The following is a 22,021-nucleotide window of genomic DNA, read 5'->3' as shown; positions in this document are numbered from 1 at the left end:
GCATGCGGATCAGTCAGCTCGATCTCATCCGCTACGGCAAATTCACCGATCATGCCGTCGAGTTTCCATCGGCGGAACAGGATTTTCACTTCGTCGTCGGCCCGAACGAAGCCGGTAAATCGACGCTCAAGACCGCCATTTCCGAACTGTTATTCGGCATGCCGCATAGTTCGCCGCTCGCGTTCCGGCATCCGCAAAGCGATCTGCGGGTTGGCGGCAAGCTGCAGAAGGACGGCGCGGGCATCGCGTTCCATCGCACGAAGAGCCGCAAGTCGCCGCTCGTCACGCCCAATGGCGACGCGCTCACCGCCGACGCGCTCGCACCGTTCCTCGGCACCGCTGACAAGAGCTTCTTCGAGCAGATGTATTGCCTCGATCACGAGACGTTGATTCAGGGAAGCAAGAGCATTCTCGATGCATCGAGCGATGTCGGGCAGGTGCTGTTTCAATCGGCTGCGGGCATTGCGAGCCTCGGCGAGGTGCGCCAGCGTCTTGCCGACGAAGCGAAGGAAATCTGGACGAAGCATCGGGCGAGCGGGCGCACGTACTACATCGGCTTGAAGCAATACGAAGAGGCCACCGCCGAACTCAAGACTGCGAGCGTGCGGACTGCGCAGTGGCGTCGCGCGCACGGCGCGGTCGAGGACGTGCAGGAGCGCAGCCGCGAGCAGGAAGCGCGTCGCGCGGAACTGGAAGCGAAGCGGGCGCGGTTCGAACGCATCCGGCGCGTCGCGCCATATTTGAACGTTTGGCGCGAGAAATCGGCGGAACTGAACGAACTCGACGATGCGGCCGATCTCCCCGCCAACGCCGAAGCCACGCTGCAGAACGCGCTGACACGGCTTGCCTCGGCGCAAACCGCGCTCGATCTGCACGCGAACGACGTCGAGCAACTGAACAAGGAACTGGGCGAGATTCGGATCGACCAGACGCTGCTCGCAGTCGAAGCGGACATTCGCGCGCTCGAAGCGACGCGGCACCAGTGCGCGAATCACGCCGACGAAATCACGCGGCTCGAGCAGGACGTCGCTGCGCGTCTGCGGCAGATCGCGCAGGACTGCGCGCAACTCGGCTGGCCGCAGGACGAGGCCGGCGCGCGCCGATCGCTGCCGGGGCCGCTCGCCTTGCAGACCGTGTCCAGTCTCATGCTCGAACGCGGTGAACTCGAGCTCGCCGCGCGTCATGCGCAGCAGGCGGTGGAGGAGGGCATCGCGGAAATCGCTGCGCTCGAAGCGCGCCTCGCCGCCATCGCGAGCGCCGACGTCGCGCCCGGCTTGCGTGCCGCCGTGCGTGCGGCGCAGAAGGTTCGCGATACCGACGCGACGCAGCGCCGTCTCGACGATGCCCGCCGCGAGGCCGAATACGCGCTGCAAGCGGGGCTGGCATCGCTCGGCAAGTGGACGCGCCCACTCGCCGAATTGCGGGCGATGACCTTGCCGGCAGTCGAACGCATCGCGTCGATGCGCGACGAGCGGCAGGCGCTGGCGTCGCGCGTCGCGTTGGCCGTCGATCGCCTGAAGGAAGCGCAAGACGCGCTCGACGCCACGCGAACCGAACTCGGCGACTTCGTGGAGACGCATCGGGTCGTGACCGGCGACGAAGTGCGCGATGCGCGTAATGCGCGCGACGCGGCATGGCAAGCAATTCGTTCGGGCGAAGTGACGCTCTCGATCGGCGCGATGCCTTTCGAAACCACGATGCGCGCGGCGGACGAGTTCGCCGACCGTCAGCTCGGCTCCGTCGGGCAGTCGACGCAGCTCGCCGCGTTGAAGCGCCGCGTGGCGGCGGACGAGCAGACCGTCGAGCGCCGCCGGCAAGCGGAATGCGACGCAACGGCTGCGCTGGAAAACTTCGACGCATCGTGGCGCGCGCTCGCCGCGCAATCGCAGATTGCGGACATGGCGCTCGACGACGTTCCATCGTGGCTCGCGCGCCGCGAACAGGCGCTCGCGGCATCGCAAACGCTGGACAAGCACAGCGCCGAGCTTGCCCGCGAATCCGCCGATGCCGCCGCGCATCGCGACGACCTTGCGCGCCATCTGGCCGATGCGGGCGTCGCCATCGATACGTCCGCGCGTCTCGACACGTTATGCGACATCGCGGAAACGCACATCGGCGAAATTGATGCGGCGGTGCTCACGCGTCGTCATGTCAGCGCGCAACTGGACACGGCGCGTGCCGAAAGCGTCGCGCGGCAAGCCACGGCGAAGGCCGCGAACGAAGCGTTCGCGCGCTGGCAAGGCGAGTGGGCGGCGGCAGTCGGAAAGGCGGGCGTCGCGGTTGCGGCGGATTCGCAGTCGGCGGCGGAGACGGCCATCGGCATCGTGAAGAGAATCGGCGAGCAGCTCGTGCAGGTGGATGCGATCCGCAGCGGCCAGATCGACGTGATGCGTGCTTCGCTCGCGGCGTTGGCCTCGCATGCGGCGCGGCTGGCGACGCTGGTCGATAGCGAACTCGCCACGCTGGAAGCGAACGGTGTTTCGCTCGAATTGTCGACGCGCCTCGAAAGCGCGTGTGCGGCGCGCGCCGAAGCCGAACGCCTCACGAAGGCGCTCGCGGCGGCGAACGGGCACATGAGCGCGGCCAAGGCCGCTGTCGAGGACGCGCGCGCGAGCCTTCGACCGCTCTACGAACTCGCGGGCGTCGACACGCCGGATCAACTCGCGGCGCGCATCGCGAAGTCGACCCGCAAGCGCGAACTGATCGCAGCTGTCAACGACGCGCGCGATGCGTTCATCAAAGGCGGCGACGGGCTGAAGCTCGATGCACTTATCGCGGACGTGGAGGGCGCGGACATCGCCAGCGTGGAGGCGGAGCTTTCTTTGATCGGCGGGGCGCTGAACGAGTCGGTGCACGCATCGACGGAACTCGCCGCCGAACTTGCCGCCGCGAGCCGCGAACTGGCCGCCATTTCCGGCGAGGCCAACGCCGCACGCGCGGAGGCGAAGCGTCAGGAAGCCTTGTCCGCGATGGCCGATGCAGCCGAACGCTTCGTCAAGGTCGAAACGGCATCGACGTTGCTGAAATGGGCCATCGACCGATATCGCGAACGGCGGCAGGGCCCGATGCTTTCGCGTGCGAGCGCCATTTTCTGCGAACTGACGCTGGGCACGTTCTCGCGGCTCGTCGTCGATTACGATCGCCAGCCGATGGCGCTGGCCGCCGTGCGCGCGGCGAGCGGCGAGCATGTGGAGATTGGCGGCATGAGCGAGGGTACGCGCGACCAGTTGTATCTCGCGCTGCGCCTCGCGGCGCTGGAAGAGCACGGCGAGAAGGCATCGGCGCTGCCGTTCGTCGCGGACGATCTCTTTATCAATTTCGACGATGCCCGCGCCCGCGCCGGCCTGCGCGTGCTCGCGCATCTCGCGAAGCGCACGCAGGTGATTTTTCTGAGCCACCACGACCATCTCGTCGGCATGGTGCGCGACGTGTTCGGGCCGCAGGTCAACGTGCGCTATATGAGCTGATCGAGGCGCAGGAGCGTTTCCTTCGCGCCGCCCGCAATGCCGACGCCCACGCCCGGCGCAATGCCGTGCTCGCGCGGATTGATGCGGATCACGCGCGGGCCGTGGCGCTCGCTGAACCGTCTGACGGTCGGCAGCGCGCGGCCCGCGCCCATCTCCACGACCACCAGCCGCTCGACGCCCTGAAGCCAGGCGGCGAGCCTGCGCTCCTGACGCGCGGCGTGCGTGTCGAGCCAGTTCCAGTCGCCGAACATGAGGATATTCGGACGCGCGATGCGCCCGCAACGCGGACACATCGGCAGCGCGTTGACGAGTTCGCAGCGCGTTTCGTCGACGACCGGATCGAAGCCGTCGGCCGGCCGGATTTCGCCGGTGCAGGGCTCGATGCATTGCATCGCGTGAATCGAGCCGTGGCATTCCGCGACGCGCTCGGGCGCGAAGCCCGCGCGCTGGAACTGGCCATCGACATTGCTCGTGAAGACGAATGCGCCATGGGGCATCCGCGCGGCCCAACGATGAAGCAGCCGAAAGCCATCGTGCGGCTGCGTCGCACGATACAGCGCCAGGCGATGCCCGTAGAAGCCCCACGCGAGCCGCGGATGCCGCGTGAAACCCGCCGGATTGGCCATCTCCTCGAACGCGAACCCGTGATTCCGCAACGCCGGGTAAGCGCGCCAGAAGCCTTCGGGCCCGCGAAAATCCGGCAGGCCCGAATCGACGCCCATGCCCGCGCCGGCGGTGATGAGCAGGCCATCGGCATCGCGCAGCCACGCTGCGGCTTGAAGGATGCTCGTCGGCGTCTCGTCCCTCATGCGCGGGCGTCCTCGTGCGCGGAATAGCGCTTCGCGAGCTTCGAATAATCGTCGGCGAACTCGTCGCGCAGCGAGCGGGGCGCGAGGATTTCGACGCCCGCGCCGAGCGCGCGCAGCCACCATCGCAGCTTGAGACTGGGCGTTACGGTGCCGGTCACTTTCATGCGGCCATCGGGGAGCGTGTCGATTTGCTGATCCTTGGACATTGGCGATTCGCGCAACTGATTGCCCGCGCTTCCTTCGAATGCCAGTTCGAGGCGCACGGGCGGCTCGGGCAGGAAGTCGAACGCCTGCTGCGTTTCGATGTACTTGCGCAGCTTGAAGTCTTCGGGATACGTGAACGGCTCGCCGGACTCCGTCACCGAACGAATGCGGTCCAGCCGATACAGCGCGCGCGCCGCTTCCTTTTCGCCTTGTTCGATGCGCGGGGCGCGGCCCGGGTCCTGCGCGACCATGTACATGACGCCCGCCGATTCGACGAGCGCAAGCGGCCAGAGACGCCTCGTCTTCTGATCGGCGCTTCCTTCGCCCTTGTAGGCAGGACGATACTGCACGAGCAGTTCGCGCTCGAAGAACGTCGCGGTGGCGACGGTGTTGAAGATGTCCGGACGCAGCTTCGGGCGAATCAGCGTGAAGGCGCCATCGACGGAATCGATCTTGTCCGCCCACGCGCGATAGATGCGGCTATCCGCCTTCTCCTGCGACAGCCGCGCTTCGGCCGCCTGAAAGAGCGGGTCGATGTCCTTGGTCACTGCGTTCGGCAGCTTGTTGCCGGCGAAGCGCTGAAGGATGTGGAACGCGACGGCTTCCGACGCGCTCATCAACCCGACGCCTTCCTGCAGGCCATGCAGCCAAGGCTTGCGCTGCCAGAGCAGTTCGCGGCCGCTGATCGTCGAAATGACGCGCGATTCGGCTTCCAGCGCAGTGAGATGGCGCTGCACTTTCTTCGTGTAGCCGACGCGATGCCCGCGCTCCTCGAGCCGCCGGCGCACTTCGGGCGTCGGCAGCCAGGCGACGGCGTCGCGCTCGGTCGGCAGCACGCGGAGAATGGCTTCGTCGAGGCTGGAGGTCATGGGGAATCGAGCGGAAAAGACATGGCTCGATTATAGGAAGGACAGGGACAGTTTGTGTCCCGATGCCGGAGGGGATTGGTCCGGAGGACTATGTTTCGCGCGGCAGGGAAAAGTAGAACGGCGCGAAAAAAGAAAAAGGGCTACGCGACAGCGTAGCCCTTTTTGATTCTTTGGTAGGCCGTACGGGATTCGAACCTGTGACCAACGGATTAAAAGTCCGCTGCTCTACCAGCTGAGCTAACGACCCGAAAGAGGCGAAATTATAATCGGCGATTTCCGATGCTGTCAACCGATCTCGCCGATTCCCGACAAGAGAATCGCCCGAGGCATGCAAGCCTGCGGGCGTCCTCATCGAGAGGCGCGAAAGCCGAAGCTTCGCTTACTTCACTTGCGACATCTTCGTTTGCGCAGACTGCGCGACCTCGGTGCCCGAATACTGCGAGATGATCTGTTGAAGCGTCTGCTTCGCAGCCGCTTTCTGGCCCTGCTCGATCTGGTTATTCGCGATCGCAAGCAGCGCTTCGGGCGCTCGCGGATGCGTCGGATACGTCTTCACCAGGTTCTGCCAGATTGCGGTCGATCCCTTGTAGTCGCGCTGCGCATACAGCGCATTGCCGAGCCAATACTGCGCGGTCGGCTGATACGGGCTCTGCGGATACTTCGCCACGAACGTCTTGAACGACGCCGCGGCGCTCTTGTAGTCACCATTACGGAACTGAGTCGACGCCGCGTTGAACGCTTCCGTCTCGCCGGGTTCGACCGAACCGGTCACGCCGTCGACCGTCTGCTGCTGCGGCTCGAACTTCTTCATGCGCGCGTCGAGATCGGCGTAATAGTCCTTCTGCTGCTTCTGCAGCGTCGCGACCTGATTCGCCAGATCCTCGTTCTGACCGCGAAGCGTGGCGACCTGCTGATTCAACTGATCGATACGGTTCGACTGATCGAGGATCGTGCGCTGCGCCGCCGACAACTGATTGCCGAGGCCATCGGTCTTCGTGCGCAGATCGAGCACGGCCTTGCGCGCTTCGTTGTCGTCGAAGACACCGGCGTGCGCGGGCACGCCCGCCATCACAGCACCGACGACGCACGCGGCTGCGGTCATCCGCAGCAAAGGAAAGCGATACAACATAGGGCGACTCACCCGTGACTGGTTACGTGACTGAGAGTGTTGCTGTTACTGCTGGTAGACGAGGTCCGCACGGCGGTTCTGTGCGTACGACGACTCGTCGTGGCCCGTCGCCATCGGCTTTTCCTTGCCAAGGCTCACGGCTTCCATTTGCGAATCCGCGACGCCCATCAGCGACATGGCGCGACGCACGGCTTCCGCACGCTTCTGGCCCAGCGCGAGGTTGTACTCGCTCGTGCCGCGTTCGTCGGTGTTGCCCTGAATCAGGACGTGACGCTCCGGATGGCCCTTCAAGTACGACGAGTGTTGCTGCAGCAGCGGCTGATAGTCGTCCTTCACGGCATAGCTGTCGAAGTCGAAATAGATGCTGCGCTTCGCGAGCGGGCTGTTCGGATCGTTCAGCGGGTCGACATTGACCGTCTGGACGTCACGCGGGTTCGGCTGCGCCGTGCCCGCACCCTTGTTCGCGCCTTCATCGAGCTTTACACCCGAATGACACGCCGCCAATGCGCCGACCATCGCAACTGCCAGGCCGATACGAAGTTTCGACATCATGGTACCTCTCCTTGTGTTGTAGCTGAACGTTGTAAGTGAAACGTTGTTGCAGGACTTATTGCATGAACGGACCCCAGGACGGCTCGCGCACCGCACCGCCCTGTACGGACAAGACTTGCCGCGTGCGACCATCGGTCGACACGGCTGCCAACACGCCACGTCCGTTCACTTGGGTGGCGTAGAGGATGTACTGACCATTCGCCGCGAAGCTCGGCGATTCGTCATGCGTCGTGTCGGTGAGGCCCGTCGCCGTGCCGGACGCGAGGTCCTGCAAATACAGCTTGAAGCCGCCGCCAGTGCGCGAAATGTACGCGAGTTGCTTGCCGTCCGGACTCACGCGCGGGCTCGTGTTGTAGCTCCCCGCAAACGTGACCCGCTGGGCCTGGCCGGCGTTTTCCCCCGCCGCCGGCATCTTGTAGACCTGCGGTTGGCCGCCGCGGTCGCTCGTGAAATAGATGGAACTGCCATCGGGCGAGTAGGCCGGCTCGGTATCGATGGAACTGCCCTGTGTGAGACGGCGCAGGCCGGAACCGTCCGCGTTGACTTCGAAAATCTGCGTATTGCCCGTGCGCGACAGCGCGACCGCGAGCTTGCGGCCATCCGGCGACCACGCCGGCGCACTGTTGTTGCCCTTCTGATTCGATACGACCACGCGGCGCCCCGTCGGCAGATCGTGGATGTAGACGACCGGCTTCTTGCGCTCGAACGATACGTAGGCGACCTTCGTGCCGTCAGGCGACCACGCCGGCGAGATGATCGGTTCCGGGCTGGAGAGGGCGATCTTCGCGTCCTGGCCATCCGAGTCCGAAATCTGCAACTGATAACGTCCGCCCGTCTGAATGACGTACGACAGACGCGTCGCGAATACGCCGCGGCCGCCGAGCAGCTTGGCGTAAATGTAATCCGCGATCTTGTGCGCGCTCATGCGCAGGCCGCTTTCCGCGCTGACGAGCGACAGGCCGCCAAGGTTCTGCTGCTTGACCGTGTCATACAGACGGAAGCGCACTTCGTACTGTCCGTTCGACAGACGCGTGACGCTGCCGGATACGAACGCGTCCGCGCCCTTGGCCTTCCATGCGCCGAGATCGACGGAGTCGCTCTCCGAAACCGGCGTGCCGCCCGCGTCGATGTTCGTGAACTTGCCGCTTCTTTGCAGGTCCTGACGGATGATCGCGCTGACTTGCTGCGGCGAGTTCGCCTCGTTGGCGAAATTAGCCGTCGCGATCGGGAACTGAGTCGAACCGACGCCGGTGACGAGCACGTTCAACTGGGCGTGTGCGGCAGTGCCGGCTGCGATCAGGCAGGATGCGACCAGCGTTCTGAGGCCAAGCTTCGTCATCAAACTCATGCTGTATAGGTTCCGAAAAAAAGCGTTTTCAAGTGTCTGGGGAATGCAGAACAGACCCCCGGTTGCACGATTCGTTCCCACGTGGCGACGCGGCTCGCGGCCGTCTATCAGCCTCCAGCCGGCCGCAGCGTGATCGTGAAACGATCGGGCGCCTTGCCGTCGATGTCGACCGGCATCGGGTCCGAACTCTGCACCGCGCGTAGTGCCGCGTTATCCCACTGCTCGTTGCCGCTCGAGCGAGTAATCGAAGCCGAAAGCAAGGTGCCGGACGGTGAGCAGCGCACTGCCACCACGGTTTCGAGGCCAGCGGTTTCGCCACCCCAACGGATGTTCGGCCGCACACGCCGCTGCACCTTCTCCGCATAGCCCGGCGACGTGGCGTTGCCGCCCGCGCCGCGACCGGTGCCGCTCTTCGCGAGCCCTTCGCCGCTCGTGCCCGTGCCGCCGCCGAGTTGCCCTTGCAACTGCGCGAGGCGAGCCTTGCGCTCCTGGTCGACCTTCGCTTTCGCTTCGGCATCGGCCTTTGCCTTCGCGGCGGCCTTTGCCTTGGCTTCGGCATCCGCCTTCGCCTTGGCTTGCGCGTCGGCCTTTGCCTTCGCCTCTTTGGCTTCCTTCTGTTCCTTCAACTGCTCGGCCTTTTGCGCTTCGGCCTCGTCCTGGCGTTCTTTGTCCTGCTTCGCCTTTTGCTGTTGCTGTTGCTGTTGCTTTTGAAGATCGGCCTGACGCTGCTTCTCGATCTGCTTCTGCTTGTCCTGCATCGCCTTCTGCGCGGCAGCGGCAGCGGCGGCCTGAGCGGCGAGTTGCTGCTGACGCCTGGCCTCGGCTTCGTCGCGCGCCTCTTGCTGACGGCGTTGCTCGGCGAGCTGCGCGTCACGCGCGGCGGCTTCCTGTTGCTTGCGCTTCTTTTCCTGCAACGCGATGTCCGCGTCCTCGTCCTTCGCGGGCGGCGGCGCGGGCTGCACCTTCACCGGCGCAGGCGCGGGCGGCGGGGGAACCGGGCGCGGCGTCGGCGCGGACATGTCCGGTATATCGGTCCAGATTTCTGCTTCTGCACCCGCCGGCGTGTTGTTCTGCCAGTTGATGCCGTGATAAAGCAGCCAGCCGAGCAGCAGATGCATGACCGCCGCGAGCGCAAACGCCTTGCCCGTGCCGCGCTCGCGAGGCGGGCGAACCGGCCGCGCGGAACGTGGACGCGTCTGCTGATGCGGACTGGTGCGACGATCGATCATTGCGATTTGACGAGCAATCCGACGCGCTTGACGCCGCGCGCCTTCATATCGGACATGACGTTCATGACGGCTTCGTATCTCACCGTCTTGTCAGCCGCGATCACGACCGGCTGATCCGGATGCAGCTCCTGCCGGTTGAGCACGAAGGTGTTCAGATCGGCCATCGTCATCTTCTGCTCTTGCGTTGCGCCGCCTTCTTCCTTGTAGCGGATGTTCATGCTGCCGTCGGCCTTGATGTTGATGACGAGCGGCGGCTGTTGCTCCTGCGGCTGCGCGTTGCCGACGGTCGGCAGATTGATGATCGACGGCGATACGAGCGGCGCGGTCACCATGAAGATGACGAGCAGCACGAGCATCACGTCGATGTATGGCACGACGTTGATGTCGGCCATCGCGCGGCGTGAACCGCCGCGCATGCTGGAACGAATCGGGCCTGCCATTGCGGCCTCCTGTTAGTGCGCCTGGCGCTGCAAGATGTTCGAGAACTCTTCGATGAAGGTCTCGAAGCGGATCGCGAGGCGATCGATGTCATGCGCGTAGCGGTTGTACGCAACGACCGCCGGAATCGCGGCAAACAGGCCGATCGCGGTGGCGACGAGCGCCTCGGCGATCCCCGGCGCGACGTTCGCGAGCGTCGCCTGCTGCACGTTGGCGAGACCGCGGAACGAATTCATGATGCCCCACACCGTGCCAAAGAGACCGATATACGGGCTGACCGAGCCGACCGACGCGAGAAACGCGAGATTGGCTTCGAGCACGTCCATTTCACGCTGGAAGGCGGCGCGCATCGCGCGGCGGGAGCCGTCGAGGATCGCGCCCGGATCGGTGATGCGGCGTTCCTTGCCTTTCAGAAACTCACGCATGCCCGATTCAAAGATACGCTCGAGCGCGCCGATGGTGTGGCGATTGTTCGCCGCGCTTTGATAGAGCGCCTGAAGGTCGCCGCCGGACCAGAAATCGCGTTCGAAGCGCTCGGTTTGCGCGCGCGCCCGGCGAATGGCGAACCATTTGCGGAAAATGAAAGTCCACGAAAGCAGCGATAAGAGCAGCAACAACGCCATCACGGCTTGAGCGAGGACGCTCGCGTGTACGACGAGTGAAATGATCGACAAGTCTTGTGTATTGTTCATAGAGGTCTGCTGTTGCGTCCCGGAAAACGCGTCCGGTCAGAAGCGCATCACGCTTTCGTAATTCCGAGGTGAGTGAAACGGAAGCCGCATTGCGGCCGGCTCGTTTTCGAATGTCTTAACCTGGCTAAACACGGCTGGATCCGCATTCGGGCGGCAACGGCTGTCCGGCGATCGCGGTGTTCGCATGGGGACCGCGTTTCAGTCCTTCGAGCACCGGTTCGGGAATGCCGGCAGGGCGCATCGACGCACGATTCACCGAAGCCACGCGGATATCCCCGGTCGCAAGCAGCACGCCATCGCGCCACGCTTCCTGATGAAAGTCCACCGATGCGCGTCCGAGCCGCTCGATACGGCTCGCCACGCGGATCACATCGTCGAGACGCGCGGGTGCCGAATAATCGACGGACGTCCGCTTCACGACGAACACGACACCATCCGATTCGGCGAGACGCTGCTGGTCGATTCCGCACGCGCGCAGCCATTCCGTGCGCGCCCGCTCGAAGAACTTCAGGTAGTTCGCGTAAAACACGATGCCGCCGGCGTCGGTGTCCTCGTAATACACGCGAATTGGCCATTCGAAAATCAACGGATTGCTCACAGCGGATCGCTCACCTTTGCGCCATCCTGCTCGCGCCCGGGCGGATCGGCCCGGTATGGCTTGCTTTGTGACAAATATTCATCGGCGGCATTTTACCGGAACCCGCTGCGCGCCCGCCAAATCCTCAGGCAATGTGGCGCTTCAGCCGCGGTGAATTTGCAACGGTCCGAACGTTTGCGCGACCGGCATCAGTTCGATCGCGTTGATGTTCACGTGGGCGGGGCGCGTGGCGATCCAGTAGATGGAATCCGCGATATCTTCGGCCGTGAGCGGTTGCACGTCCTTGTACACGGCCGCCGCTTTATCGTCGTCGCCCTTGAACCGCACGTTCGAGAACTCGGTGCCGCCGCACAGGCCCGGCTCGATATCGGTCACGCGCAGCGCCGTGCCAGCGAGGTCGGCGCGCAGGTTGAGGCTGAACTGCCGCACGAACGCTTTGGTCGCGCCATAGACATTGCCGCCCGGATACGGATACGTCGCCGCGACCGATCCGATGTTGAACACGTGCCCGCGATTGCGTTCGACCATGCCCGGCAGGACCGCGTGCGTGACCGCGACGAGGCCGGCGCAGTTCGTATCGATCATGTTCTGCCAGTCATCGAGCTTCGCACGCTGCGCCGGCTCGAGACCGAGCGCGAGGCCCGCGTTGTTCACGAGCACGTCGATGCGTGCAAACGCCTCCGGCAGCGACGCCACGGCGTTTTTGACGGCGTCGCCGTCGCGCACGTCGAGTTCGATGGGCAGCACTGCATCGCCGAGTTCTTCAGACAACGCAACGAGCCGCTCTTTGCGCCGCGCCGCCGCGATCACGCGATGGCCGCCTTTGACGAATGTGCGCGCGATGGCAGCGCCGAAGCCGGCGGACGCGCCGGTGACGAAGACGATCATGGTCGAACTCCGGTTCGATAGGAGCGATAGACAAGACCGGGCCGCGTGGGGACACGCGTCCGGCAACGGCGCAAAGGGTACTTCCATTGATGCGGCGCGGCAAGTAATCGCGGGTGCGAACGATCGTGCTTTCGCCTCGGGCGCGAGGGCTTCGGAGCCGCATGTCCATTGGCCCGGCGGCCGGTTGCCTAAAGCCCGGCCGCCCATTAAACTACAACGCTCAAACCCCGCGTGACTGGCGATAGAATCTTCGGATTCAAGGTGGAACGACCCACTAGGAAGCGCGGAGCGTCGTTTTGCCGTTCGCCTGGGCAGCTGAGATCCGCGCGCCGTCGCTGCGTTGCCGGAGGCTGTCCGTTCCGCGAAACCGGAGTCTTCCCCCTTCCGTCGCGTCATGGCACAACCGGTGTCCAGCGTCTTCCGCGTTCGCGTGAAGGGCGCTCCTTCATGCGCGGTCCAGTCAACCTGTTCTGATTTCACGGAAAACGTATGTTCGACAGAGCCGAAAGTACCCTTGCCAAGGTCGATCCCGAATTGCTCAAGGCGATCGAGCAGGAAAACCGCCGTCAGGAAGATCACATCGAACTGATCGCGTCGGAAAACTACACTTCGCCCGCCGTGATGGCCGCGCAGGGTTCGCAACTCACGAACAAGTACGCCGAAGGTTATCCCGGCAAGCGCTATTACGGCGGTTGTGAGTACGTGGATATCGTCGAGCAGCTTGCAATCGATCGCGTCAAGCAACTCTTCGGCGCCGAAGCCGCGAACGTGCAGCCGAACTCCGGCTCGCAGGCCAACCAGGGCGTGTTCTTCGCGATGCTCAAGCCGGGCGACACGATCATGGGCATGAGCCTCGCCGAAGGCGGCCACCTCACGCACGGCTCGCCGGTCAACATGTCGGGCAAGTGGTTCAACGTCGTGAGCTACGGCCTGAACGAAGCCGAAGACATCGATTACGAAAAGACCGAAGCGCTCGCCAAGGAGCACAAGCCGAAGCTGATCGTCGCGGGCGCGTCGGCGTTTGCGCTGCGCATCGACTTCGAGCGTCTGTCGCAGATCGCGAAGAGCGTCGGCGCGTACTTCATGGTCGATATGGCGCATTACGCGGGTCTCATCGCCGCTGGACTGTATCCGAACCCGGTGCCGCATGCGGACTTCGTCACGACCACCACGCACAAGAGCCTGCGCGGGCCGCGTGGCGGCGTCATCCTGATGAAGGCGGAGTTCGAGAAGCAGATCAACTCGGCGATTTTCCCCGGCATTCAGGGCGGCCCGTTGATGCACGTGATTGCGGCGAAGGCGGTCGCGTTCAAGGAAGCGCTCGCGCCGGAGTTCAAGACGTATCAGCAAGCCGTGATCGACAACGCGCGCGTGCTCGCCGAAACGCTGGTCAAGCGTGGTTTGCGCATCGTTTCGGGCCGCACGGAGAGCCACGTGATGCTCGTCGACCTTCGCGCGAAGAAGATCACCGGTAAGGCCGCGGAAGCGGCGCTCGGCAACGCGCACATCACGGTCAACAAGAACGCGATTCCGAACGATCCGGAGAAGCCGTTCGTCACGAGCGGCGTGCGTCTGGGCTCGCCCGCGATGACCACGCGCGGCTTCGGCACGAAGGAAGCGGAGATCGTCGGCAATCTGATTGCGGACGTGCTCGACAACCCGGAAGACCAGGCAACGATCGAGCGCGTGCGCGGGCAAGTGTCCGAGCTGACCAAGCGCTTCCCGGTCTACCGTTAATCCGCGAGACTCCCGCCAATGCGCTGCCCGTTCTGCCGACACGAAGACACTCAAGTCGTGGATTCTCGCGTGTCGGAGGACGGCGCGGCCATTCGGCGGCGGCGGCGCTGTCCCGCATGCGACAAGCGTTTCACCACCTATGAGCGCGTCGAACTGGCGCTGCCGTCCGTCGTCAAGAAAGACGGCAGCCGCACCGAATTCGACCGCCGAAAGATCGTCGCGAGCATGAAGCTCGCGTTGCGCAAGCGTCCCGTTGCGGCGGACGCCATCGATGCCGCCGTCGCGCGCATCGAATATCAGTTGCTCGGCAGCGGCGAGCGCGAAGTGCAAAGCGAGCGGCTCGGCGAACTCGTGATGAACGAGCTGCGCCAGCTCGATACCATCGCGTACGTGCGCTTCGCATCCGTCTATAAGCGCTTCGAAGATGTCTCCGAGTTCGAAGACGTGCTCGACGAATTCCGCCGCGCCGCGCCAAAAAAGTCTGCCTCGCGCAAGCGCTGATCCTCGTTTCATCCTTCCCCCAAGCCCTTTGCGTGTCCCTCGCGTAGTCTGCACAGGACGCGATCGCGTGAACACTAGGCCATTCGGCTGATGGCGGCGCGTCTTGCATCCCGATAGATTCGGTCTTCGTTCAACTCGATCGATAAGGGATGCAGATGAACCGACCATCCATTGCGGGCTTCGCGCTCGTCGAACTGTGCGTGGTGCTCGCCGTTATGGCGATCCTCGCGACGTTCGCAACGCCCTCGTTTCTTGCCTGGCAAACGCGCGATCAGGTCGATGCCCGCGCGCGTTCGCTGTTCTCGACGCTGACACTCGCCCGCGCTGAATCCCTGCGGCGGGGCGCGCGCATTACGCTGTGCCGCATCGACGGCGCGCGGCATTGTCTTGCGTCGGGAAAGAGTTGCGATAACGGGATCACGGACTGGTCGTGCGGCTGGGCCTTGTTCGTCGAGCGCGACGGCGTGCCTGCGCTGTTACGCGCTGAACCGGCGATATCGTCGATTTCGATTTCGATCTCGGGCGCGGCGACCGATCTCTCTTTCACGCCGCCCGCCGGGCAAGTAATCGGCGGCTTTCGCAGCTTCGACCTGGCCCCGCGCGGCGCGGATTCCGCATCCAATGCGGCGGCCCGGCGCTGCATCCGGCTCGCCGCGGGCGGGCGTCCACGCATGACGGCGGGCAGTTGCGGAGCATCGGCATGAAGACGCTTCAATCTGGCGATTCCCTCCTCGAAGTCATGATCGCGCTGTCGATTACCGCGGTGACGGCGCTCGGCTTCGTCGCCTTGCAAAGCGTGCTTGCGCGTGGCGAGCGGTCTGCGTTGATCCGCGAGCGTGCGGCGCTCATCGCGGATTCGGTCGTGGAAGGCATTCGCAGCGATGCGGATCGCGCCTCGCTCGTGTCGCAGTGGCAGGCGAGGGCGGCGGCGATGCTTCCCGATGCCGATATATCCGTGCAAGACCGCGCCGATGGTGTGCGCGTCGCCACCGTGAGCTGGCGTTCGGACGATCGCGCTGATCCCTGCCCCGAGCCACAGGCCAGGCCGCGCACTTCGTGCATCGTGGTGGCGTTCGCACGATGAAAGCGCGTCTCTTCGTCTCGCGCGGCCACACGCTGCTCGAACTTGCGATTGCGCTCGCGCTCGGGCTGTTGATCGTGGCGGCGGCATTGTCCTTGTATCGCGCGCAGCGTGGCGCTTTCGAGCGTGCCGCCGACGCCGCCCGCATGCACGATGCCGCCGTCGCCGCGCTCGAACTGATCGCGCAGCACGTGCAGATGGCGGGTTTCGCATCCGCACGCGCCGACGCGCCGCTGTTCGGCTGCGTGCAAGGCCGCGTCATCGGCGGGGATACGGCGGCATCGTGCGAATCGCTCGCGAGCCGATCCGATGGCGTGCAGGTCCGATACGCGGCGGATGCGGTATCGACGTGGCCCGCAGCGACGGGCGCGCCGACCGACTGCCTCGGCCAGTCCGTCGCCGATGACTACGTGACCAATCGCTTCTACGCGAAGTCGGGTACGTCGGCCGGCGAGCCGGAGCTGTATTGCGAGGGAAGCGGTAAGCAGGCGCAACCGCTGGTCGAGGGCATCGAGCGCCTTCGAGTTCAGTATTGGCTGACGGGCGCGTCCAGCGCGGTCGATGCCTCCGCGGTCGCGCGCGACCGTTGGCCTGACGTCCACGCCGTCGATCTGTGCGTACTCGTGCGCGGCTTCGCGACCCTGACGAAAGCGCGGGCGAACTATGTCGATTGCAGCGGCGCAACCGCCGTTGCCGATGACGGCCGCATGCGGCAAGCATTCTCGCGGCGCGTCGAGATACGCAATGCGGCGGCGGCAAGCGATCGAGGTTCAACATGAACCTTCGGTCGAAGTCTCGCGGCGCGGTATTGCCGATCGTGTTGCTGCTTGCCGCGATGATGCTCGTCACCGCGAGCGCATGGCTCCAGACATCGCTCGTGGCGGCACGGACGACGGTAGCGGCGCGCGAACGCATGCAGGCTTTCCACGCGGCGGACAGCGCGCTGCTGCGTTGCAGCCGGATGCTTTCGGCGGCGTTGCCTGCCACTGGAGCGGTAGATCAGGAGCCGGCTCGCTGGCGGCTCAGGGCGTCGTTCGAAGGGGCGTCGGCGGTGGCGGTTGCGCCATTCGTCACCTGGCCTTATGCGATGCGCGCGCCGCAATGTCTGATCGAGGCGTGGGCGCGCTCGGGGAAATTGGCGGCAATGTCGTATCTCGTCACCGCGCGAGGTTTCGGGGCGCAGCCGCAGTCCGAAGCGTGGCTACAGCTGCGGATCGATTCAGCGGACGGCGCCATCACGCAACATTGGCGGCGTGTCGTCGCCAAGCCATTTTGAGGGGCTTTGCAGTGAAAAACCGGTATCGGATAAAAAACGGCTTCAGCTTGCTCGAATTGATGATCGCGCTCGGCGTGGCCGCGATCATCGCGACATTTGCGCTTCCGGCGTACCGGACGCACGTCGCGAAAACGCATCGGCTCGATGCGGCGGCAGCGCTTCAGCGAGCGGTGCAGTTCATCGAAACAGCGCGGCTCGCACAGACCGGAACCGACTCCATTGCGTTGAGTGCGGGTATGGATCAGGCGCCGTCGAGCGGAACGCCCGTCTATAAGCTCGCGCTGTTGCCGGAGTCTGCGGCGAACGGCGGCTACACGATCGAAGCCGCGCCCGTCGCATCCGGCGTCATGCAGAACGATGCATGCGGCGTGTTCATCATCGATGCAACCGGGCTGCGGTCGAACCGGCTTGCAGACACGGCCGCCCCGCTCGATGCGGCGAAATCGTCGGCATGCTGGACGGGAAAGGGATGAGCGCTTAGGAAACGGTCGGATCGACCGCGTTCGTCGACGTCTCCGTGCTCGTGGCCTTCATCTGCTGATAGATGCGCCATGCTTCCCAGGCGGCCAGCCCAAGCCCGCCCCACTTGAGCAAAGGCTTCGCGCCACGCACCACCGTTTTGCGGACGGGCCGGGTCAGCAAGAGCGAAGCGAGCGACCCGACGATCGGATACTGTTTGAACAGGAACCCGAACTTTCCGCCAGCCGGGCCACGGCCGCTCATGAGTGCGTTGAGCGAGCCAAGCAAACTGCCGATGCCGCCGCCCGCCGCGCCGCGCCTGGCCGACCGCCGCCCCGAACGCCTGCCCGTCACCATCAGCCCGATGAGAGGCAGGTGCGCGACGGATTCGCGAAGATCGTTCGTCGCTTGCCGCAGCTCCATGCGCTCGACATCCGCGCGAGCAAGCAGCAGTTCCTTGCGCAGCGTGCGCATTTGCGGTGTGCGAAGCTGTTGCTGCACTTCGCGCTTCCCTGCCTTATAGGTGTCGTCGTTATGGCTCATGGTCGAACGGGCTGTGTGATTCAACGTGGACGGGATTCGTGCGCCGTGCTGCTCAGTCGAAAATATCGCGGTCCTTGCGGAACTGATCGAGCGTGTCGTCGAACAGGTGCGGCGCACTGCGCAGCTTGCCGCGCGCGCTCAGGCCGCAAATGATCGCGATGACCGCATACAGCAACGTGATACCGCCGAGCGCCTGCCAGCGATAGGTGTCCCAAAAGAATATGGCGATGAGCACCGTGAGGGAAATCAGCGCCATCATGGCGAGCAGCATCGCCGCAAGGCCGAGAAAGAGCACGCCGATCAGCCGTTCTTTCTCCTCTTGCAGTTCAATGCCGATCAGTTCGAGCCGCGTTTCGAAGATCGCGAAAACGGAGCTCACGATGCGGCGCAAGGGTCCTTGGGAGGAATCGCGCGGTAGCCGTTCTGTCGTCATGGTTTGGGTGCGGGGGCGCGGTGGATGCGGCCTTCATGGTCCCGGCCGGTGCACGAGGCAGCCGGCCGGCGCGAGTGCCGATCCGCGTGCCCGGGCAGGGCGTTCGCGGTTCGGCATGAAGCGATCCGTCCTGGCCAGGCCAGATCGCGTCGGTTACCCCTTTAGCAAACGGCGGGCCATTCGTTCAAAAGGGCGGTGCACATCGAACGCGGCCTGCCTCAAATGCTTACCGTCGATTGATAAGGAGACCGATGACCATGCCGACGCCCGCCGCAATGCCGATGGACGCCCACGGATGCTCATGCACGTAATCGTCGGTGGCGCGCGCAGCTTTCTTGCCGCGTTCGATCACGACGACCTGTGCATCGGCGGCCTTCTCTTTGGCTTGCTTGAGGCGCGTCATCGCGGTTTCGCGCAACTCGGAAGCGCGCTCGCCCGTTGCGGCAGCGGCTTGCTTGAGAAGGTCTTCGGCGTCAGCGAGAACGCTTTTGATGTCCGACATGAATTGCTCCTTATTGATTTCTGACATTAAAGGCTCCAATCGTTGTGGCTACGAGATCGTAACCAAAGATGCCATCGCTGACGAGGAGGCTTCGTTACAGCCCCGATGAATGCAGATTCCGTTCCTGCCCCGTTTATCCAGACAGAGGCGGTGAACAGCGCCTGCCTTCGTCGAAAGTCCGACACTGTCGCAACATGGAGACGATCTGACCCGTAAAAGTTTCAGTCGCCTATCGAAAGTTACAAAAGGGTCACTGGTTCAAAAGAACGCCTGAATGCCCGTCTGCGCGCGCCCAAGGATAAGCGCGTGGATATCGTGCGTGCCTTCGTACGTATTCACCACTTCGAGATTGACGAGATGCCGCGCGACGCCGAATTCATCGGAGATGCCGTTGCCGCCGAGCATGTCGCGGGCTAGCCGTGCGATTTCAAGCGCCTTGCCGCACGAGTTGCGTTTCATGATGGACGTGATTTCGACTGCCGCCGTGCCTTCGTCCTTCATGCGGCCGAGCCGCAGCACGCCTTGCAGTCCGAGCGTGATTTCGGTCTGCATATCGGCGAGTTTCTTCTGGATCAGCTGGTTTGCGGCAAGCGGACGGCCAAATTGCTTGCGGTCGAGCGTGTACTGCCGCGCCGTGTGCCAGCATGCCTCGGCGGCGCCGAGCGCGCCCCACGAGATGCCATACCGCGCCGAATTGAGACACGTGAACGGCCCCTTCAGTCCGCGCACGTCCGGCAGCAGGTTTTCTTCGGGAACGAAAACGTCGTCCATGACGATTTCGCCGGTGATCGATGCACGAAGCCCGACCTTGCCGTGGATCGCGGGCGCCGACAGGCCCTTCCAGCCTTTCTCGAGAATGAAGCCGCGAATGTCGTCGCGGCCGTCTTCTTCCAGCTTCGCCCAGACGACGAAGACATCCGCGATCGGCGAATTCGAAATCCACATCTTCGCGCCGGACAGCGAATAACCGTTTTGCACTTTCTTCGCGCGCGTGGTCATGCTCGCCGGGTCGGAGCCCGCGTTCGGCTCGGTCAGGCCAAAGCAGCCGATCCACTCGCCGCGCGCCAGCTTCGGCAGATACTTTTCTTTCTGCGCATCGCTGCCGAACGCGTGGATTGGCACCATGACGAGCGACGACTGCACCGACATCATCGAGCGATACCCCGAATCGACGCGCTCCACTTCACGCGCGATCAGTCCGTAGCTGACGTAATTCAGGCCCGGCCCGCCGTATTGCTCGGGAATCGTCGGCCCGAGCAGGCCGAGTTCGCCCATCTCGCGGAAGATCGCCGGGTCGGTCTTCTCGTGGCGGAACGCCTGCAAGACGCGCGGTTGCAGCTTGTCCTGCGCGTAGGCGCGCGCCGCGTCGCGCACCATGCGCTCTTCTTCGGTCAGTTGATGATCGAGCAGCAGCGGGTCTTCCCAGTTGAATCGGGCGGCGTCGGCCATGTGCTTTCTCCTGTATGTCGTAGTGAGGCGTCGCGCAGTGTTGTCGGAACGGCGCTTGACGTGAGTTCCGCTCTGCGAAACAATGTTCTGCAAACCTGCTTCGAGTTTAGCATTCGATGAAACCCGCCAACAATCGCAGGCTCTCGGCAAATGGGTCGCGCCTTTCAGAATCCGATGCCATCGACGAGCGCAAATTCGTCGTCGCGCTCGCACGCGGCCTCGACATATTGCGCGCATTTCGCCCCGGCGAAACCTTGCTCGGCAACCGCGATTTCGTCGAACGCACGGGCTTGCCGAAAGCGACCGTGAACCGCCTCGCCTATACGCTCGCCACGCTCGGCTACATGCGGTTCGACGAAGCCGCCGGCAAGTACGCGCTCGACACCGGCGTGCTGTCGCTCGGCTTTGCGCTGCTCGCGGGCGCGGACATGCTCGAACTGGCGCGACCGCATATGCGCGCGCTCGCGCGCGAGATTGGCGCGGCGGTATCGCTCGGCTGCCGCGACGGACTGGACATGATCTATCTGGAAACCATTCGCAGCGAGACGGCGCTGACGCTCGGCCTCGCGCCGGGGTCGCGTCTGTCGATGCTCACGAGTTCGATGGGCCGCGCGTATCTCGCCGTGCAGGAACCGGCGGCGCGTGCGGCGTTACTGGAGGAACTGGCAAGGGAGGAGGGCGCGGAACGCGTAAAAGCGGCGGCGCGCGCCATCGACGATTACGCGCGTGACGGCTGCTGCTATTCGTTCCGCGAGTGGCACGACGACGTGAACGCGATCGCCGCGCCGTTTCGCGACGTGCGCAATGGCCGATGGCTCGTGTTGAGCAGCAGCGGGCCGGCGTCGTCGATGGATGAAGCGTATTTCCGCGACATCATCGGCCCGAAACTGAAGGCGCTGGCCGCGCGCCTCGGCTAGGCCCGCGAGGCGATCAAAGCACGGTCCGGACGTGCCAAAGCTCCGGAAACAGCACGACATCGAGCATCCTTCGCAGATACGGCGCGCCCGCCGTGCCGCCCGTGCCCTGCTTGAAACCGATGATCCGCTCGACGGTCGTCACGTGGCGAAAGCGCCATTGCCGGAACGCGTCTTCGAGATCGACGAGTTCTTCGGCCATCTCATACAGTTCCCAGTGCTCGGACGGATTGCGGTACACCGCGAGCCACGCCGCCTCGACGGAGGCATCGTGCGTCGTCGGCTGCGTCCAGTCGCGCTCCAGCCGCTCCGGCGCAATGTCGAAACCGCGTCGTGCGAGCAGGCGGATGACTTCGTCGTAGAAGGAAGGCATTTCCAGCGTCTCGCGCACCTGTCCGAGAATGTCCGGCCGATGCGCGTGCGGCTTCAACATCTGCACGTTCTTGTTGCCCAGCAGAAACTCGATTTGCCGATACTGATGCGACTGAAATCCCGACGACGCGCCGAGATAAGGCCGCATCGCGGTGTATTCGGACGGCGTCATCGTCGCGAGCACGTTCCACGCTTGCACCAGTTGCTCGAAAATCCGTGACACGCGCGCGAGCATCTTGAACGCGGGCGGCAATTCATCGCGATGCACCGAGTCCAGCGCCGCGCGCAGCTCGTAGAGTGCGAGCTTCATCCAGAGCTCGCTCGTCTGATGCTGCACGATGAACAGCATCTCGTTGTGATCCGGCGACAGCGGATGCTGCGCCGTGAGGATCGAATCGAGGCCGAGATAATCGCCGTAGCTCATTGAATCGGAGAAATCGAGCTGGGCGTCGTGCCAGCCTTCCTTTTCCCCTTCCGGCGATGCCGCCGCGCCATGTCCGAACGGACAACCTTTGACTTCGCTCATGTTCT

Annotated in this window: 24 protein-coding genes, 1 tRNA gene and 1 riboswitch; of the genes, 9 read left to right on the top strand and 16 right to left on the bottom strand. The window is 64.2% G+C overall.

Annotated elements, in window-relative coordinates; genetic code table 11:
• Window positions 1-2: 2 nt before the first annotated feature.
• Complete coding sequence (locus tag AB6804_RS19770; RefSeq protein WP_370887886.1) at window positions 3-3,467, top strand: AAA family ATPase; 3,465 nt, start codon at window positions 3-5, stop codon at window positions 3,465-3,467.
• Here the strand turns inward: AB6804_RS19770 and AB6804_RS19765 are convergent.
• The 11 genes from AB6804_RS19765 to AB6804_RS19715 all read right to left on the bottom strand — a co-directional run bounded on the left by AB6804_RS19765 (window position 3,455) and on the right by AB6804_RS19715 (window position 12,223).
• Window positions 3,455-4,276 carry an NAD-dependent deacetylase gene (locus AB6804_RS19765; RefSeq protein ID WP_370887885.1) on the bottom strand — a complete coding sequence of 274 codons (822 nt, stop codon included), beginning with the start codon at window positions 4,274-4,276 and terminating at the stop codon, window positions 3,455-3,457. The genes AB6804_RS19770 and AB6804_RS19765 overlap by 13 nt on opposite strands.
• The gene (locus AB6804_RS19760) at window positions 4,273-5,349 is read right to left on the bottom strand and encodes a helix-turn-helix transcriptional regulator (protein ID WP_370887884.1); all 1,077 of its coding nucleotides are present in this window, start codon (window positions 5,347-5,349) and stop codon (window positions 4,273-4,275) included. The genes AB6804_RS19765 and AB6804_RS19760 overlap by 4 nt, the downstream gene beginning before the upstream one ends.
• A gap of 171 nt (window positions 5,350-5,520) precedes the next feature.
• Window positions 5,521-5,596 (bottom strand) — tRNA-Lys (locus AB6804_RS19755).
• Between the two features lie 132 nt (window positions 5,597-5,728).
• Window positions 5,729-6,478, bottom strand: a complete 750-nt coding sequence (gene ybgF / locus AB6804_RS19750; RefSeq protein ID WP_370887883.1) for a tol-pal system protein YbgF — start codon at window positions 6,476-6,478, stop codon at window positions 5,729-5,731.
• A gap of 45 nt (window positions 6,479-6,523) precedes the next feature.
• A complete protein-coding gene (pal, locus tag AB6804_RS19745; RefSeq protein ID WP_035969982.1) occupies window positions 6,524-7,030 on the bottom strand; it encodes a peptidoglycan-associated lipoprotein Pal in 507 nt (168 codons plus the stop codon).
• A 55-nt stretch (window positions 7,031-7,085) separates the two neighbouring features.
• Window positions 7,086-8,378: a Tol-Pal system beta propeller repeat protein TolB gene (gene tolB, locus AB6804_RS19740; protein WP_370887882.1), complete on the bottom strand. Its 1,293-nt coding sequence runs from the start codon at window positions 8,376-8,378 to the stop codon at window positions 7,086-7,088.
• Between the two features lie 107 nt (window positions 8,379-8,485).
• A complete protein-coding gene (gene tolA / locus AB6804_RS19735) occupies window positions 8,486-9,607 on the bottom strand; it encodes a cell envelope integrity protein TolA (RefSeq protein WP_370887881.1) in 1,122 nt (373 codons plus the stop codon).
• Complete coding sequence (gene tolR, locus AB6804_RS19730; protein WP_035969978.1) at window positions 9,604-10,047, bottom strand: protein TolR; 444 nt, start codon at window positions 10,045-10,047, stop codon at window positions 9,604-9,606. Before tolR ends, tolA begins: the two co-directional genes overlap by 4 nt.
• A gap of 12 nt (window positions 10,048-10,059) precedes the next feature.
• Window positions 10,060-10,737 carry a protein TolQ gene (gene tolQ / locus AB6804_RS19725; protein WP_035969977.1) on the bottom strand — a complete coding sequence of 226 codons (678 nt, stop codon included), beginning with the start codon at window positions 10,735-10,737 and terminating at the stop codon, window positions 10,060-10,062.
• Between the two features lie 124 nt (window positions 10,738-10,861).
• Window positions 10,862-11,335, bottom strand: a complete 474-nt coding sequence (ybgC, locus tag AB6804_RS19720; RefSeq protein ID WP_244794111.1) for a tol-pal system-associated acyl-CoA thioesterase — start codon at window positions 11,333-11,335, stop codon at window positions 10,862-10,864.
• A gap of 141 nt (window positions 11,336-11,476) precedes the next feature.
• Entirely contained in the window at window positions 11,477-12,223 is a 747-nt protein-coding gene (locus tag AB6804_RS19715; RefSeq protein ID WP_370887880.1) for an SDR family NAD(P)-dependent oxidoreductase, read from the bottom strand.
• A 221-nt stretch (window positions 12,224-12,444) separates the two neighbouring features.
• Window positions 12,445-12,543: riboswitch (ZMP/ZTP riboswitch) on the top strand.
• Between the two features lie 169 nt (window positions 12,544-12,712).
• Between AB6804_RS19715 and glyA the strand changes: the two genes are divergently transcribed.
• The 7 genes from glyA to AB6804_RS19680 all read left to right on the top strand — a co-directional run bounded on the left by glyA (window position 12,713) and on the right by AB6804_RS19680 (window position 17,291).
• Window positions 12,713-13,960, top strand: a complete 1,248-nt coding sequence (glyA, locus tag AB6804_RS19710) for a serine hydroxymethyltransferase (protein WP_370887879.1) — start codon at window positions 12,713-12,715, stop codon at window positions 13,958-13,960.
• An 18-nt stretch (window positions 13,961-13,978) separates the two neighbouring features.
• Entirely contained in the window at window positions 13,979-14,461 is a 483-nt protein-coding gene (gene nrdR, locus AB6804_RS19705; RefSeq protein ID WP_035967852.1) for a transcriptional regulator NrdR, read from the top strand.
• Between the two features lie 149 nt (window positions 14,462-14,610).
• Window positions 14,611-15,165: a GspH/FimT family pseudopilin gene (locus tag AB6804_RS19700; RefSeq protein WP_370887878.1), complete on the top strand. Its 555-nt coding sequence runs from the start codon at window positions 14,611-14,613 to the stop codon at window positions 15,163-15,165.
• A complete protein-coding gene (locus AB6804_RS19695) occupies window positions 15,162-15,545 on the top strand; it encodes a prepilin-type cleavage/methylation domain-containing protein (protein ID WP_370887877.1) in 384 nt (127 codons plus the stop codon). Before AB6804_RS19700 ends, AB6804_RS19695 begins: the two co-directional genes overlap by 4 nt.
• Window positions 15,542-16,321: a PilW family protein gene (locus AB6804_RS19690; protein ID WP_370887876.1), complete on the top strand. Its 780-nt coding sequence runs from the start codon at window positions 15,542-15,544 to the stop codon at window positions 16,319-16,321. Before AB6804_RS19695 ends, AB6804_RS19690 begins: the two co-directional genes overlap by 4 nt.
• Complete coding sequence (locus tag AB6804_RS19685) at window positions 16,318-16,818, top strand: hypothetical protein (protein ID WP_370887875.1); 501 nt, start codon at window positions 16,318-16,320, stop codon at window positions 16,816-16,818. Before AB6804_RS19690 ends, AB6804_RS19685 begins: the two co-directional genes overlap by 4 nt.
• Before the next feature lie 11 nt (window positions 16,819-16,829).
• Window positions 16,830-17,291: a type IV pilin protein gene (locus tag AB6804_RS19680; RefSeq protein WP_370887874.1), complete on the top strand. Its 462-nt coding sequence runs from the start codon at window positions 16,830-16,832 to the stop codon at window positions 17,289-17,291.
• Between the two features lie 4 nt (window positions 17,292-17,295).
• Here AB6804_RS19680 and AB6804_RS19675 read toward each other — a convergent pair whose 3' ends face one another.
• From AB6804_RS19675 to AB6804_RS19660, 4 genes are all read right to left on the bottom strand, one after another.
• On the bottom strand, window positions 17,296-17,820 hold the full coding sequence (locus AB6804_RS19675) for a hypothetical protein (RefSeq protein WP_370887873.1): 525 nt from the start codon (window positions 17,818-17,820) through the stop codon (window positions 17,296-17,298).
• Between the two features lie 52 nt (window positions 17,821-17,872).
• Window positions 17,873-18,253 (bottom strand): phage holin family protein, encoded by a 381-nt coding sequence (locus AB6804_RS19670; RefSeq protein ID WP_035967860.1) that lies wholly within the window; start codon window positions 18,251-18,253, stop codon window positions 17,873-17,875.
• A gap of 226 nt (window positions 18,254-18,479) precedes the next feature.
• Entirely contained in the window at window positions 18,480-18,782 is a 303-nt protein-coding gene (locus AB6804_RS19665) for a YqjD family protein (RefSeq protein ID WP_370887872.1), read from the bottom strand.
• Between the two features lie 231 nt (window positions 18,783-19,013).
• On the bottom strand, window positions 19,014-20,204 hold the full coding sequence (locus AB6804_RS19660) for an acyl-CoA dehydrogenase (protein ID WP_370887871.1): 1,191 nt from the start codon (window positions 20,202-20,204) through the stop codon (window positions 19,014-19,016).
• 116 nt (window positions 20,205-20,320) lie between these two features.
• Here AB6804_RS19660 and AB6804_RS19655 point away from each other — a divergent pair, with 116 nt between their 5' ends.
• Entirely contained in the window at window positions 20,321-21,121 is an 801-nt protein-coding gene (locus AB6804_RS19655) for an IclR family transcriptional regulator (protein WP_370887870.1), read from the top strand.
• A 13-nt stretch (window positions 21,122-21,134) separates the two neighbouring features.
• On the opposite strand, the gene kynA is transcribed toward AB6804_RS19655, so the two are convergent.
• Complete coding sequence (gene kynA, locus AB6804_RS19650) at window positions 21,135-22,016, bottom strand: tryptophan 2,3-dioxygenase (protein ID WP_370887869.1); 882 nt, start codon at window positions 22,014-22,016, stop codon at window positions 21,135-21,137.
• Window positions 22,017-22,021: the final 5 nt, after the last annotated feature.

It is taken from the genome of Caballeronia sp. RCC_10, from assembly GCF_041360715.1.
Taxonomy (GTDB): Bacteria; Pseudomonadota; Gammaproteobacteria; order Burkholderiales; family Burkholderiaceae; genus Caballeronia; species Caballeronia grimmiae.
Note: the sequence above shows the minus strand (reverse complement) of the source record. Positions and strands in the feature narration are given on the sequence as shown.